This window comes from Pseudomonas sp. Ag1, assembly GCF_000278565.1.
Lineage (GTDB): Bacteria > Pseudomonadota > Gammaproteobacteria > Pseudomonadales > Pseudomonadaceae > Aquipseudomonas.
The window spans coordinates 134,702-149,485 of the sequence record NZ_AKVH01000093.1 but is presented as its reverse complement, the minus strand read 5'-3'; the positions used below and the strand labels follow the sequence as shown (position 1 = coordinate 149,485).

General features: G+C 61.6%; 13 protein-coding genes and 2 pseudogenes. 8 read left to right on the top strand and 7 right to left on the bottom strand.

Translation table 11 applies throughout. The features are described 5' to 3' along the window. Positions 1-10 precede the first annotated feature (10 nt). From ftsA to lpxC, 3 genes are all read left to right on the top strand, one after another. Positions 11-1,273 (top strand): cell division protein FtsA, encoded by a 1,263-nt coding sequence (gene ftsA / locus A462_RS19770; protein WP_003216224.1) that lies wholly within the window; start codon positions 11-13, stop codon positions 1,271-1,273. Positions 1,274-1,338: 65 nt separating this feature from the next. After that, positions 1,339-2,535 (top strand): cell division protein FtsZ, encoded by a 1,197-nt coding sequence (gene ftsZ, locus A462_RS19775; protein WP_003216225.1) that lies wholly within the window; start codon positions 1,339-1,341, stop codon positions 2,533-2,535. A gap of 112 nt (positions 2,536-2,647) precedes the next feature. Continuing rightward, positions 2,648-3,559: a UDP-3-O-acyl-N-acetylglucosamine deacetylase gene (lpxC, locus tag A462_RS19780; protein ID WP_003216227.1), complete on the top strand. Its 912-nt coding sequence runs from the start codon at positions 2,648-2,650 to the stop codon at positions 3,557-3,559. Positions 3,560-3,662: 103 nt separating this feature from the next. Here lpxC and A462_RS19785 read toward each other — a convergent pair whose 3' ends face one another. The 3 genes from A462_RS19785 to A462_RS19795 form a co-directional block, all read right to left on the bottom strand. After that, positions 3,663-5,168, bottom strand: a complete 1,506-nt coding sequence (locus A462_RS19785; protein ID WP_008434209.1) for a diguanylate cyclase — start codon at positions 5,166-5,168, stop codon at positions 3,663-3,665. 51 nt (positions 5,169-5,219) lie between these two features. Continuing rightward, the gene (locus tag A462_RS19790) at positions 5,220-6,713 is read right to left on the bottom strand and encodes a sensor domain-containing diguanylate cyclase (protein WP_008434208.1); all 1,494 of its coding nucleotides are present in this window, start codon (positions 6,711-6,713) and stop codon (positions 5,220-5,222) included. Between the two features lie 86 nt (positions 6,714-6,799). Further along, positions 6,800-8,122 carry an OprD family porin gene (locus A462_RS19795; RefSeq protein WP_008434205.1) on the bottom strand — a complete coding sequence of 441 codons (1,323 nt, stop codon included), beginning with the start codon at positions 8,120-8,122 and terminating at the stop codon, positions 6,800-6,802. Positions 8,123-8,473: 351 nt separating this feature from the next. Here A462_RS19795 and A462_RS19800 point away from each other — a divergent pair, with 351 nt between their 5' ends. The 5 genes and pseudogenes from A462_RS19800 to A462_RS19815 all read left to right on the top strand — a co-directional run bounded on the left by A462_RS19800 (position 8,474) and on the right by A462_RS19815 (position 11,863). Then, complete coding sequence (locus A462_RS19800) at positions 8,474-9,448, top strand: 2-hydroxyacid dehydrogenase (protein ID WP_003216236.1); 975 nt, start codon at positions 8,474-8,476, stop codon at positions 9,446-9,448. A gap of 24 nt (positions 9,449-9,472) precedes the next feature. After that, a pseudogene (locus A462_RS34865) lies at positions 9,473-9,571 on the top strand (outer membrane lipoprotein carrier protein LolA); the annotation flags it as partial. Positions 9,572-9,622: 51 nt separating this feature from the next. Then, positions 9,623-10,525: a chemotaxis protein CheV gene (locus tag A462_RS19805; RefSeq protein WP_008434204.1), complete on the top strand. Its 903-nt coding sequence runs from the start codon at positions 9,623-9,625 to the stop codon at positions 10,523-10,525. A gap of 3 nt (positions 10,526-10,528) precedes the next feature. Beyond that, entirely contained in the window at positions 10,529-11,011 is a 483-nt protein-coding gene (locus tag A462_RS19810) for a GNAT family N-acetyltransferase (RefSeq protein WP_008434201.1), read from the top strand. 108 nt (positions 11,012-11,119) lie between these two features. Further along, positions 11,120-11,863 carry a YkgJ family cysteine cluster protein gene (locus A462_RS19815; protein ID WP_008434199.1) on the top strand — a complete coding sequence of 248 codons (744 nt, stop codon included), beginning with the start codon at positions 11,120-11,122 and terminating at the stop codon, positions 11,861-11,863. Positions 11,864-11,866: 3 nt separating this feature from the next. Here A462_RS19815 and A462_RS19820 read toward each other — a convergent pair whose 3' ends face one another. The 4 genes and pseudogenes from A462_RS19820 to A462_RS19830 all read right to left on the bottom strand — a co-directional run bounded on the left by A462_RS19820 (position 11,867) and on the right by A462_RS19830 (position 14,752). Continuing rightward, a complete protein-coding gene (locus A462_RS19820) occupies positions 11,867-12,913 on the bottom strand; it encodes a methyl-accepting chemotaxis protein (protein WP_443200825.1) in 1,047 nt (348 codons plus the stop codon). 246 nt (positions 12,914-13,159) lie between these two features. Then, positions 13,160-13,441: pseudogene (locus A462_RS35225) on the bottom strand (PAS domain-containing protein); the annotation flags it as partial. Positions 13,442-13,548: 107 nt separating this feature from the next. Further along, entirely contained in the window at positions 13,549-14,340 is a 792-nt protein-coding gene (locus A462_RS19825) for a transporter substrate-binding domain-containing protein (RefSeq protein WP_008434195.1), read from the bottom strand. A 169-nt stretch (positions 14,341-14,509) separates the two neighbouring features. After that, positions 14,510-14,752, bottom strand: a complete 243-nt coding sequence (locus tag A462_RS19830; RefSeq protein ID WP_003216247.1) for a hypothetical protein — start codon at positions 14,750-14,752, stop codon at positions 14,510-14,512. Positions 14,753-14,784 lie beyond the last annotated feature (32 nt).

Below are 14,784 nucleotides of genomic sequence, written 5' to 3'. Positions count from 1 at the left end.
GGCAGGACCCATGGCAAACGTGCAAAGCGGCAAAATGATCGTCGGTCTGGATATCGGCACCTCCAAGGTGGTGGCGCTGGTAGGCGAGGTCGCGGACGACGGCACGCTGGAAATCGTCGGAATCGGCACGCATCCGTCCCGGGGCCTGAAGAAGGGCGTGGTGGTGAATATTGAATCCACCGTGCAATCGATCCAGCGCGCCATCGAAGAAGCGCAGCTGATGGCCGGTTGCCGGATTCACTCGGCATTTGTCGGCGTTGCCGGCAACCACATCCGCAGCCTGAATTCCCACGGCATCGTGGCGATTCGCGACCGCGAAGTCAGCTCGGCCGACCTGGAGCGGGTACTCGACGCAGCGCAAGCCGTCGCGATCCCGGCTGACCAGCGCGTGCTGCACACCCTGCCGCAGGACTACGTGATCGATAACCAGGAAGGCGTTCGCGAGCCCCTGGGCATGTCGGGCGTACGTCTGGAAGCCAAGGTTCACGTAGTGACCTGCGCCGTCAACGCTGCACAGAACATTGAAAAATGCGTGCGCCGCTGCGGCCTGGAAATCGACGACATCATTCTCGAGCAGTTGGCTTCGGCTTACTCGGTACTGACCGACGACGAAAAAGAACTGGGCGTGTGCCTGGTGGACATCGGCGGCGGCACCACGGACATCGCGATCTTCACCGAGGGTGCGATTCGTCACACCGCCGTGATCCCGATTGCCGGTGACCAGGTGACCAACGACATCGCCATGGCGTTGCGCACACCGACCCAGTACGCCGAAGAAATCAAGATCCGTTACGCCTGCGCCCTGGCCAAGCTGGCCGGTGCCGGTGAAACCATCAAGGTGCCAAGCGTGGGCGACCGTCCACCGCGCGAACTGTCGCGCCAGGCATTGGCCGAAGTGGTCGAGCCGCGCTACGACGAACTGTTCACCCTGATCCAGGCTGAACTGCGTCGCAGCGGCTACGAAGATTTGATCCCGGCCGGCATCGTGCTGACCGGTGGCACCTCGAAGATGGAAGGCGCGGTCGAACTGGCCGAGGAAATCTTCCACATGCCGGTCCGCCTGGGCGTGCCCCATGGCGTGAAAGGCCTGGGCGACGTAGTGCGCAACCCGATTTATTCCACCGGTGTGGGCTTGCTGTTGTACGGGCTGCAAAAGCAGACCGACGGCATTTCCCTGTCGGGCCCGAGCAACCGCGACAGCTACAGAAGCGACGACGAAGCGAAAGCGCCGTTGTTCGAGCGGTTGCAGGCTTGGGTGAAAGGCAATTTCTAAAGATTTACCGCAACACCGTTTCAAGTAGTAGGCGAAAAAACTAGAGAAATGAAAGGAGAGGGAAAATGTTCGAACTCGTAGACAACATCCCCGCAAGCCCGGTCATCAAAGTGATCGGCGTCGGCGGTGGCGGCGGCAACGCTGTCAACCACATGGTCAAGAGCAACATTGAAGGCGTTGAATTCATCTGCGCCAACACTGACGCCCAGGCCCTCAAAAGCATCGGTGCACGCACCATCCTGCAATTGGGCACAGCCGTGACCAAGGGCCTGGGTGCCGGCGCGAATCCGGAAGTCGGCCGTCAAGCCGCCCTGGAAGACCGCGAGCGCATCGCTGAAGTGCTGCAAGGCACCAACATGGTGTTCATCACCACGGGCATGGGCGGTGGTACCGGTACCGGTGCTGCGCCGATCATTGCCGAAGTGGCCAAGGAAATGGGGATCCTGACGGTTGCCGTCGTGACCCGTCCATTCCCGTTCGAAGGTCGCAAGCGCATGCAGATCGCCGATGAAGGCATCCGTCTGCTGTCCGAAAGCGTCGACTCGTTGATCACCATTCCCAACGAGAAGCTGCTGACCATCCTCGGCAAGGACGCAAGCCTGCTGTCTGCGTTTGCCAAGGCTGACGATGTACTGGCCGGTGCCGTTCGCGGTATCTCCGACATCATCAAGCGTCCGGGCATGATCAACGTCGACTTTGCCGACGTACGTACCGTGATGAGCGAAATGGGCATGGCGATGATGGGCACTGGCTGCGCCAGCGGTCCGAACCGTGCACGTGAAGCTACCGAAGCGGCCATCCGCAACCCGTTGCTGGAAGACGTGAACCTGCAAGGCGCACGCGGCATCCTGGTGAACATCACCGCCGGTCCTGACCTGTCCCTGGGTGAGTACTCCGACGTGGGTAGCATCATCGAAGCCTTCGCTTCCGAGCACGCCATGGTCAAGGTCGGTACCGTTATCGATCCGGACATGCGCGACGAACTGCACGTGACCGTTGTTGCGACCGGCCTGGGTGCGAAAATCGAGAAGCCTGTAAAGGTCATCGACAACACCGTCCATACCAGCCACGCCAGCCAGCAAGCTGCCGCTCCAGCGCCTTCGCGCCAGGAACTGCCGTCTGTGAACTATCGTGACCTGGATCGTCCGACCGTGATGCGCAACCAGGCTCAGGCCGGTGCTGCTGCATCCCGCAGCCCGAATCCGCAAGATGACCTGGACTACCTGGACATCCCGGCTTTCCTGCGTCGTCAGGCCGATTAATGGAATGTATCAGGGCTATGAAGGTGATTGGTGTTCAGCAAAGGTCTGGTCTGCTATTATCGCCAGCCTTTGTTGATACCAGTTCGCAATTTGCGCTGAAGCGGTCCAAGCCATGATTAAACAACGCACCCTGAAGAATATTATCCGTGCCACAGGTGTAGGTCTGCACTCCGGGGAGAAGGTATACCTGACCCTCAAGCCCGCACCTGTCGACACCGGCATCGTGTTTGTTCGTGCCGACCTGGACCCTGTGGTGCAGATACCTGCTCGCGCGGAAAATGTTGGCGAAACCACGATGTCGACCACGTTGGTCAACGGTGACGTCAAAGTGGACACGGTGGAGCACTTGCTCTCGGCCATGGCCGGTCTGGGCATCGATAACGCCTACGTCGAGCTCTCCGCGTCCGAAGTCCCGATCATGGATGGCAGCGCCGGACCCTTCGTATTCTTGATTCAATCTGCCGGCCTGGAAGAACAGGACGCAGCCAAGAAGTTCATTCGCATTCTGCGGGAAGTGACAGTAGAAGACGGCGACAAGCGCGCCACCTTCGTCCCGTTCGAAGGCTTTAAAGTGAGCTTTGAGATCGATTTCGATCACCCGGTATTCCGTGACCGCACCCAAAGTGCAAGCGTGGATTTTTCCAGCACTTCGTTCGTAAAAGAAGTCAGCCGCGCCCGTACCTTTGGTTTCATGAGTGACATCGAGTACCTGCGCAAGCACAACCTCGCACTCGGCGGCAGCGTTGAAAACGCCATTGTGGTCGACGCGGATGGTGTACTGAACGAAGACGGCCTTCGCTATGAAGACGAATTCGTGAAGCACAAGATCCTCGATGCAATCGGTGACCTCTACCTGCTGGGCAATAGCCTGATAGGCGAGTTCAAAGGCTTCAAGTCTGGCCACGCCCTGAACAACCAACTGCTGCGCAAGCTGATTGCACAGACAGATGCCTGGGAAGTCGTGACCTTCGAAGATGCCAGCACCGCACCGATCTCTTACATGCGTCCCGTCGCGGCGGTGTAAGTAACAACTCTCTTTCCTTTTGTTTTTAAAGGCCGCCTTCGGGTGGCCTTTTTTTTGATCGTTCCCACGCTCTGCGTGGTAACGCCTCCTGTGACGCTTCGCGTCACGGCTTTAAAGCGCCGGCATCAACAACGCGATTACGCCCGGTATGCTTGGCCTCATACAGCGCCTGGTCGGCGTTGAGCAGTAATTCCTCCAGCGTGGTGCGGCTGTTTTTGGTCCAGGTACTGAGGCCGATGCTGACGGTAATCGGCACCGTATCCCCGCTCACTCGCGGCAGGTGTTCGACACTGCTGCGGATATGTTCAGCAATCACGCGTGCACCCTGGCTGTCGGTATGCGGCAGCACCACTGCAAATTCTTCCCCGCCATAGCGAGCAGCGAGGTCGGCCGGGCGGCGGATATTGCCCTCGATCACCTGCGCCACCGTGCGCAGTGCCTCGTCGCCACCTTGATGGCCATGTCGGTCGTTGAACGCCTTGAAGTGGTCCACGTCAATCATCAGCACCGTCAACGGCTCGGCCGAACGCTGGGCGCGGTCCCATTCCAGGCGCAGTCGCTGGTCCAGGGTGCGGCGGTTGGCCAGGCCGGTGAGCGCGTCGGTGGCTGCCAGTTCTGACAGCACCTGTTCGGCACGGTGGCGCCTGCGCAGTTCCATGCAGAGCATCCAGGTCAGCCACAAAAGGCCGATGCACAAAATCCCGGTGGCGCCGCTGATCACCAGTGCTGCGCGCTTCCAGGGGGCGAATATGTCATTCGTGGACAGCCCCACGACGACGATCAGCGGTAAATCGCCCACCGTTGAGAAGGTATACAGGCGGTGCTCCTCATCCACACTGGAGGTGCCGCGAAAGTTGCCGTCGCGCTCGTGCAATATGCGCGCGACGTTGGGCCGCTGGCTGAGGTCCTTGTCGATCATGTCCCGTTCCAGCAACGGCTGCTGGGCCAGCAGGATGCCTTGTTGGTTGATCAGGTTGATGGTGCTGTCGCTGCCGATATTCAGGCTGCGGAACAGTTGCTGAAAGTACGACAGGCGCATGGTTGCCACGGCCACGCCGAGGAATCGCCCATCCGGCCCGGAAACCCGGCGGCTGAAAGCGATACGCCATTGGTCATCACACACGCAGCGCGCCATGAAGGGCCGGCTGATGAACAGCCCCAGGTCGGGATTCTGCCGATGGGCCTGGAAGTAGTCGCGGTCGGCGAAGTTGGCGGATTTGGGCGTCTGCAGGGCTGAGTCGGCGATCACGTTGCCATCCTTGTCCAGCAACAGGATGTCGCCTTTGTAGGGCGCCGCTTCCGAACGGTCGAACAGCACCAGGTGACGGATGCCGGCCGATACCCCAGCCAAATCAGTGCGTTCGGTGGCGGCGATCAGGCCTTTGATCGACAAGTCGTACAGCTCGACGTTGCGCAGCACGTCGGCGTCGATCAGTTGGGTGATGTTATTGGCCGTGCGCTGGGCCGCCTGCAACGTGTTGGCGTGTTCGCGAATCAGCAGCACCGCGACCACCAGCATGATCAGCAGCACCGTGACGCAACTGCCGATGATCAGCAGCAGCTCCGGACGGTGGGTGGGGCGGGGCGGGCGGGTAGTGCCTGGGCTCATCGGGCGTACTTCTGCTTCGAGGATGCCCTTAGCGTAGTTGCTGATAACGGCTTATGTGGCCTGGCTGTGAACGATGCGGTTGCGCCCGGAATGCTTGGCGTCATACAGCGCCCGATCGGCACTCAGCAGCAGCTCTTCCAGCGAGCCACGGCTGCGTTTGTCCCAGGTACTGAGCCCGACGCTGACGGTGACCGACAGCGCGTCGCCGTCCGCCGGTGGCAAGTGCTCCACCGCACTGCGGATATGTTCGGCGATGGTGCTCGCCCCCTCGCCGTCGGTATCCGGCAGGATCACCGCGAACTCTTCGCCGCCGTAGCGCGCGGCCAGGTCGGCGGGGCGACGAATATTGCTGCCGATGACCCGGGCCACGTTGCGCAAGGCCTCGTCGCCACCCTGGTGACCATGGCGGTCGTTGAAGGCCTTGAAGTGGTCGACATCAATCATCAGCAAGGCCAGTGGCTCGCCTGAGCGTTGCGCGCGCTCCCATTCCAGGCGCAGGCGCTGGTCGAGGGTGCGGCGGTTGGCCAGGCCGGTGAGGCCGTCGGTGGCCGCCAGTTCCGACAACACCTTCTCGGCGCGATAGCGGCGGCGCAGTTCCAGGCGCAGCATCCAGGTCAGCCACAACAGCCCCACACACAGCACGCCGGTGGCGCCACTGATCAGCAGGGCGGCGCGCTTCCAGGCGGCAAACACGTCATCGCTCGACAACGCCACCACCACAATCAGCGGCAGCGCGCCGACGCTGGTGAAGGTGTACAGCCGTTGCGCGCCACTGATGGCGGAGATGGCGCTGAAACTGCCGCTGCCTTCGCGCAGCATTCGCTTGAAGTTGGGCCGCGCGCTCAGGTCCTTGTTGATCATGTCTCTTTCGAGCAGCGGCTGCTGGGCCAACAGGATGCCGTCGTTATTCAGCAGGTTGATGCTGCTGCCGCTGCCGATGGTCAGGCTATTGAACAACTGGTCGAAATACGCCAGGCGCATGGTTGCCACCGCCACACCGGCAAACTCGCCATTGGGTCCGGGCACCCGGCGGCTGAAGGCGATGCGCCAGACTTGATCGCAGTCGCAACGAATCCTGAAGGGCCGACTGATGAACAGCCCGGCATCGGGGTTCTGCTGGTGGATCTGGAAATAGTCGCGATTGGCGAAATTACGTGGCGTGGGGGTCAGCGTGGAGGAGTCGGCGGTGACCGCGCCGGTTTTGTCCAGCAGCAGGACTTCGCCTTTGAAAGGGGCGGCCGTGGACTGGTCGAACTGCACCATATGCAGGACTTCGGCGGAAACCTGGGGCAGGTCATCGCGAGTGGTTGCGGTGATCAGGCCGTTCAGCGCCAGGTCGTAGAGCTCGACGTTGCGCAGCACATCGGCATTGATCAGTTGGGTGATATTGCTGGTGGAACGCTTGGCTGCCTGCAAGGCGCTGGCGTGTTCGCGGATCAGCAGTACGGCAACGATGACCACGATCAGCACGACAGTGAGGCCACTGCCCAGAATCAGCAAAAGCTCCGGGCGTGCAGGCAGGGTGAAGGCGCGGCGTTGACTCATGGGACTGGCTTCGGCACTCAAGATGCTGGCAGTTTAGTTCCATGCTGTGAAAAATAAGTCGTCGCCGCTAAAAGAAAGCCTGAAGGTTAAAAAACGTCAATCGGATAGTCGACGATCACGCGGTACTCATCCACGTCCCGGTCCACTGCCGCGTAGCCATTGCCGCCGCGATTGGTCGCCCATTGCAGGCGCACGGCCAGGTCCTTGGCCTTGCCGCCTTGCACCACGTACTTGAGGTCGATGTCCCGTTCCCAGTGCTTGGCGTTCTTGCCGTCGGCACTGTACCAGGATGAGTAACCACGGCTGTCCGGATCGACCGTGGTCAGGTCGGTCTTGCCGCTGATGTAAGACACTGCCGAGGTCAGGCCCGGCAGGCCCAGCCCGACGAAGTCATAGGCGTACTTGAGCTTCCACGAGCGCTCGTTGGGGCCGTTGAAGTCGGAGTATTGCTGGGAGTTGTCCAGGTAGATGCTGTCGCCCTGGCTGATGTAGTCGAACGGCGTGTTGCCGTTGACCCGCTGGTAGGCGGCGGTAACGCTGTGATTGCCCACGCCCACGGTGAAATGCAGGCTGTAGGTGTTGTTGTCGATGTTGCCCAGCAAGGCTTTGCCGGTCTCCTGGGTGTGGTAGTAGTGCAGGCCCGGGTTCAGGCTGACCAGCTCGTTCAACTGCCAGGTGTAGTCCAGGTCGTAGTAGTACTGGTTCCAGATGTCCTTGAGTTCGGACGCGTACAGGTTGCTGGTCAGCCCCGGCACGCCGCTGAAGGACACGCCGGCCCAGTCGAGGTGGCGGCTGTCTTCGCCATTGGGCAATGCGCCGTAGCTGGTGCCGATGCGGCGACGGCCGCTCTGGTTGTAGAGCTTGGTGAAGCTGGCCTGGCCGCCCTCGAACATCCAGCCGTCCAGGCTGTGGTTGGTCAGGCTCACGCCGCGGAAGGTCTGGGGTAGCATGCGGGTCATGCCGCCGGCAATCACCGGGTTGTTGAGGAACAGGTCGCCGGCTTTCAGTTCGGTGTCGAAGGCGCGCATTTTCAGGGTGGCGCCGGCGGTGGAGAACGAGCCGGGCGCTTTGCCGTTGCCGGAGCTTACCGGCAGGATGCTCGAGCCGTCGGTGCCGCCACCGCCGTCGAGCTTGAGGCCGAGCATGGCGTTGGCGTCCAGGCCGAAGCCGACGATGCCGGGGGTGTAGCCGGATTCGAAGATGCCGATGAAGCCCTGGCCCCATTCCTTGCTGTCATCGGTGTGAATGTCGCGACGGTCGCGGTTCATGTAGTAGTTGCGGGTGTTGATCTTGAAGCTGGAACCTTCGACGAAGCCGTCGGTGGCCGGGGTGTCTGCCGCGTGGGCAAGGGGAACGATCGTTGCAGCAATCGCGAGGAATAACGGGGTGAACGTCAGCGAGGTTTTCACCGGTGGAGCTCCTTTGGGTCAATCGAAACCGGCCAGTGTTGTTGGGGTTCCTGGCCTTTTTTCAGCGCAAAAAAAAGCCGCTGAACTCAGCGGCTTTAAGACAGATTCCCAGTGTAGAGCCCTGGAAATAAGTCGAGGGAAATCGGGGGAGAGCGGGTCGGTCTTAACCGCTGCGCTCATCGATGCGACAAATTAGCGCAGGTGAGCGGTGCGATACAGAGTGTAACAAGATAATGACTGTTGCCCAAATCGCAACAGTCTGGCTGTGGGGTGTGAGGGCCGGCCTGACAAGCCCTACCCAAGAATGTTAGCGTGCTTGCCATTCCCACGTAGTCGATGAGCCTGCCTTCCATGAAAAAGACCGTCCTCGCCTTCAGCCGCGTCACCCCGGAAATGATCGAACGCCTGCAACAGGATTTCGATGTCATCGCCCCCAACCCCAAGCAGGGCGACATCAACGCCCAGTTCAACGAAGCCTTGCCCCATGCCCACGGCCTGATCGGCGTAGGCCGCAAACTGGGCCGCGCGCAACTGGAAGGTGCGAGCAAACTGGAAGTGGTTTCCAGCGTGTCGGTGGGCTACGACAACTACGACCTGGCGTACTTCAATGAGCGCGGGATCATGCTCACCAACACCCCGGATGTGCTCACCGAAAGCACCGCCGACCTGGCCTTCGCCCTGCTGATGAGCAGCGCCCGCCGCGTCGCCGAACTGGACGCCTGGACCAAGGCCGGCCAGTGGAAAGCCAGCGTCGGCGCGCCGTTGTTTGGCTGTGATGTACACGGCAAGACCCTGGGTATCGTCGGCATGGGCAACATCGGCGCGGCCGTCGCGCGTCGGGGTCGCCTGGGTTTCAATATGCCGATTCTATACAGCGGTAACAGCCGCAAGACCGAACTGGAACAGGAACTCGGCGCGCAGTTTCGCAGCCTCGACCAGTTGCTGGCCGAAGCCGATTTCGTCTGCCTGGTGGTGCCACTGAGCGAGAAAACCCGCCACCTGATCAGCCATCGCGAGCTGGGCCTGATGAAATCCAGTGCGATCCTGGTGAACATCTCCCGTGGCCCGGTGGTGGATGAGCCGGCGCTGATCCAGGCCCTGCAAAACCAGACCATCCGTGGTGCCGGCCTGGATGTGTACGAGCAGGAGCCGCTGTCCGAGTCGCCGCTGTTCCAGCTGAGCAATGCGGTGACCCTGCCGCACATCGGCTCGGCCACCAACGAGACCCGCGAAGCCATGGCCAACCGCGCCCTGGAAAACCTGCGCAGCGCCTTGCTGGGCGAGCGTCCGCAGGATCTGGTAAACCCGCAGGTGTGGAAGGGCTGACGACTGCTTGTTGTAGGAGCGAGCTTGCTCGCGAAAAGCGTCAACGATAACGCGGGCATCCTGGATAAACACAGCGCCCTCAGGTTTTTCGCGAGCAAGCTCGCTCCTACAGTTTTTCGCGTGCAAGTCGATAACGGTCTATAGATCGTCATCCCTGATCCACAGAAGGTTTTTATGTCCACCACCAAAGCCCGCGCAGATTCACTCTCGCTTCTGCTCTTTACCTTGCGCAGCGGCAAGCTGATGGCGATCAACCTGCTGAAAGTCAGTGAAATCATTCCCTGCCCGCCGCTGACCAAGCTGCCGGAGTCGCACCCCCACGTCAAAGGCATCGCCACCTTGCGCGGCACCGCGTTGTCGGTGATCGACCTGAGCCGCGCCCTGGGGGAAATGCCCCTGCAAGACCCGGACGGCGGCTGCCTGATCGTCACCGACGTGAGCCGTTCCAAGCAGGGCCTGCATGTGCAGGCGGTGAGCAAGATCGTGCACTGCCTGACCACCGACATTCGCCCGCCGCCGTTTGGTTCCGGCGGTACGCGTTCGTTTATCACCGGGGTGACCCAGGTCGAAGGCGCCCTGGTGCAAGTGCTGGACATCGAAAAAGTCATCCACGGCATCGCCCCGGCGCAGATCGAAGCGGCGCCCACCGACCTCACCATGGAAGAAGCCGAAGTGCTGGGCAACGCCCGAATCCTGGTGGTGGACGACAGCCAGGTAGCGCTGCAGCAGTCGGTGCACACCCTGCGCAACCTCGGCCTCACCTGCCACACCGCCCGCAGCGCCAAGGAAGCCATTGACCGTTTGCTGGAGCTGCAAGGCACCGTCGAGCAAATCAACGTGGTGGTCTCGGACATCGAAATGTCCGAAATGGACGGCTACGCCTTTACCCGAACCCTGCGGGAAACCCCGGACTTCCAGGACCTTTATGTGCTGCTGCACACCTCCCTGGACAGTGCGATGAACGGCGAAAAAGCCCGCCTGGCCGGCGCCAATGCGGTACTCACCAAGTTTTCTTCGCCGGAACTGACCAAGTGCCTGGTGGTAGCCGCCCAGACCGTGGCGCAACAGGGCCTGTGACCGGTGGGTGAATATTTCCAGCTGCTGCGCCGCGACCTCACCGGCAGCCTGCCCGCCCCGCAGTGGCCGGCGGATATCCAGCTGGATCATTACCGCGAAGCCATGGCCCCGGCGATCCATGCGGTATTGAGCCTGGCCCAGGAACAAGGCGGCGGACGGGTCGGCTCCCTTGAGCACTGGCGCCAGCAGTTCGTTACCGATGCCGAGTTCGACCCCAAACTGTGCCTGGTGGCGAGTAACGCCAGCGGCATCCTGGGTGTGTCCCAATGCTGGACCAGCGCCTACATCAAGAACCTGGCCATTCACCCCTGTGCCCAGGGCATGGGGTTGGGCCGTGCGTTATTGCTGCACACCTTCCAGGTGTTCAAGCAACGCGGCGAAGCGTTTGTCGACCTCAAGGTGCTGGAGTCCAACTTGCGGGCACGGCAGCTGTATGAACGTGCGGGCATGGTGTTTGTGCTTCGCGACCTTGTCCCCGAGGACTGACGGCGCTGGCGCATAACTTGCTTTGCACAGAGGCAGAACGGTGAACAGAGGCAAAAAACCGCCACCGTTCATGAGTGCCTTCTGACCTTGCCTGGTGACAGACCCTCCATGAATACCCATTTTTCCTGCGTCGGTTGCGGCAAATGCTGCACCGACCACCATGTGCCCTTGACCCTCGAAGAAGCCCGCAGCTGGGCGGCTGACGGCGGTAATGTCATCGTGCTGGTGGAAGGTTTCCTGGGCAGTGGCCTGGGGCTGCCCGAGTTGCAACGTGACCACGCACAACGCCGTTCCGCCATCGTGCCCAGCGGCAATACCGAGGCGTATGTGGCAATCACCTTTGCCGCCTATAACGCCGGGCGCTGCCGGAATCTTGACGAAGACGACCGTTGCCGCATTTACGAGCGGCGGCCGTTGGTGTGCCGCATCTACCCGATGGAGATCAATCCGCACATCCCGTTGAACCCGGGCGCCAAGGACTGCCCGCCGGAATCCTGGGAGCAGGGGCCGGCGCTGATCGTGGGGGGCGAGTTGATGGATAAGGAGCTGGCCGAGTTGATCCGCCGCTCACGCCAGGCTGACCGCGATGATATCCAGGCCAAGGAAGCCGTGTGCGGGTTGCTGGGCATCCATACCACGGCGCTCAAGGGCGATGGGTTTACCGCGTACTTGCCCGACATGGGCCTGTTTGCCCAGGCGATCGAGTTGGCGACGCAAGAAGTCGTGCAGGCCAATGAGTGGGTGTTTCATGTGTCCGGGATGGACATTGCCGAGCAACTGCTGGATGCCGGCGCCCGGATTGCCACCGAGGTGCCGGCGAACTACGCCTTCATTTCATTGCGGGCGGCTTAAGCGCTAGCGCCGCTTGCCCCAGAATTCCTCCGCCAACCGCCGCAAGTCATCCGCCAGCCCCGCCACGTCCCCTGAGCTGAGCTGGCTCTGCTGGCCAGCGCTGACCGTCACTTCCCCGGCATTGCGAATGCCGATGATGTTGCGGTTGATGTCCTCGCTCACCGCACTCTGTTCTTCCACCGCCGCCGCGATCTGCTGGCTCATGGCGGTAATTCGGGTCACTCGCTGGCTGATCCCATCCAGTGCGGCAGCGGCGCGCTGGGCCTGATCGACGCTGGCCTCCACATGCTGGCTGCTTTGCGCCATCGCCTGCACCGCATCCCGGGCGCCGCCTTGCAGGGTGCTGATCATGTGCTGGATCTCATTGGTCGAATCCTGCGTACGCTGGGCCAGGCCTCGTACCTCATCGGCCACCACGGCAAACCCGCGTCCTTGCTCCCCGGCCCGCGCCGCTTCGATGGCGGCATTCAGCGCCAGCAGGTTGGTCTGTTCGGCAATCGCCCGGATCACTTCCAGCACCCCGGAAATATCGCCGCTGTGGCTTTCCAGTTGATGGATCACTGCGGTGACCCGCGCCAGTTCCTCGGACAAACGCAGCACCGCGTCGCGGCTTTCATCCACCCGTTGATGGCCCTCGCGGGTTTCGCTGCCGGCCTGGTCAGCGGCCCTGGACGCCTGCAGCGCGTGCTCGGCGACTTGCGCCACGCTGGCGGCCATTTGATTGATCGCAGCGGCGACCTGATCCGTCTGGGTCTGTTGGCCGAGGCTGCTGGTGTGGCTGCTGTCCAGTTGTTGCACCAGCGCCGCGGCATGGCCGGACAGACGTTGCGACGCATCGCCAATCCGGCCGACCACTGCGCCCACCTGGGCCTCCAGCATCTGCATGGCAAACTCGATACGCCCGAACTCGTCCTTGCGCCCGGTGTAGATCGCCTGGCTCAGCGGGTTATCGGCAATCAGCCGTGCCCGCTGGTTCAACTGTGCCAGGGGCCGTAACAAGCCATGCACACCCGCTACCCCCACGGCGCAGGCCGCCGTTCCCGCCAGCAGTTGCCAGGTCAGCGGATAAGTCGCCAGCCCAAGGCCCAATGCCCAGGTTGCGGCGCAAGCCCCCAGGACCCATGCCGACAGCTTGAAGGTCATGCCCACCACGGGCCGTGCTCGCCGAGTGCCGGCACGCAGGCGGGCATAGGCCCGTTCGGCCCGATGCACCCGCCGTGCATCGGGCTTGGTGCGCACCGATTGATACTCCACCGTCACGCCGTCCCGGGTGACCGGCGTGGCATAGGCACTGACCCAATAGTGATCGCCGTTCTTGCAGCGATTTTTCACCATACCCATCCACGAGCGACCGCTTCTCAATACCTGCCACATGTGCGCAAACGCCGCGGCCGGCATGTCCGGGTGACGCAGCAGGTTGTGCGGCGTGCCCAGCAACTCCTCGCGGGTGTAGCCGCTGATATCGATGAAGTCCTGGTTGGCGTAGGTAATTGCGCTGGTCAGGTCGGTGGTCGAGAGGATATTGGCGTCGGGGGCAAAATCCACATTTCGACCGGTGACCGGCAGATTGATCTTCATGGAAAAGCGCGCTCGTGATTGTTGGAGGAGTCGGCAGGGCGTCGACTCTAAGCGCACCGGTTGGGCAAATACTGATCCAGCTCATGTTCCGCGCAATTAATTGGCCATTACGGTCTGGAGAGCGGCGCGTCCAGCCGGTAGGGCTCGATGATGCGTTGGTATTCGCCGCTCTGCTTCAGTTGCTCGAGGGCGTGATTGAGGGCGCTGCGCAAGGCGGTGTCGGGCTTGCGCAGTGCGATCGCCACGCCGTTACCCAGCAGTTCGGTGGAGACGTGAGGGCCGAGGAAGTCGAAAACCTGACCATCAGCGGTGTCGAGCAGCGCCTCACGGATTTCCACGGTGCCTTGCAATGTTGCATCGATGTCGCCTGCCAGCAGGCTGCGGATCAACTCGTCATTGCGCCAGAATGCCTTGACGATGACCCCCTTGGGCGCCCACTTCGACAGGGCGAAGGCTTCGCGGTTGCTGCCCACCAGAACGCCCACGCGCTTGCCCTTCAGTGACCGTGGGGTCGGCTTCAACCCCGATGTCTTGCGGGCCACCAGGCGCGTGGTGATCGGATAAAGGTTATCGGTGAAATTCACCCGCTGGCGCCGTTTCAGTGTAGGGGCCATGCCCATGATCGCGTCGAATTGCCTGGCTTCAAGGGCGGGGAAGTTTTCCACAAGGACCTGGTCGACCCAGGTACACCGCACATTGAGCTGTATGCACAGGGCATTGCCCAGCTCGATGTTCAGCCCTGCAAGCTGGCCATGTTGATTGCGGCTTTGGAAGGGTGGGAATTGCGCAGCAACGGCGAAACGAATTTCATGCCGTGGTTGACCGCTGGCCGCAGTGGTGGAGAAAACGCTGGCCATCAGCGACAACAACAGCACGACACAGGTGCGTATCAGAACCACAGGGGACGTCCTTTTCCAGAAAACCAGCTTTACCACGTCCAGCCCCGAGCGAAAGAGTCGGGGCAAGCGGGTGTCATGCAAGCTTTCAAGAATTGGCCGCAGGCCTACAAGGCGAAACGTCAGTAACTGTTGTAGGCATAAATCTCCATTGCGGAGGATTTATTACCGGTCAGCGCTTGCCCATCGAGCGACGGGTGCCGGGAGGCGCCATGCCCGGGCTCTTGGTGTGGCCGTTCTTGGCGCCGTTTTTGTACCACGGCTGGCTGGCGTTTTTCGCCCCGGCCAGTTCGCCCGGCTTGAACGGAAACTTGAACGCCGGGATCTCGGCCTTGGTTTCGCCTTCGACGCTGTCAGGGTTGGCCTGTTGGTCGATGTCGACCGCTTCAACAGCGGGTTGTGTCGGGGAATTCATGGTGGCTCCGGGGAGTACTGAAAATGACGCGG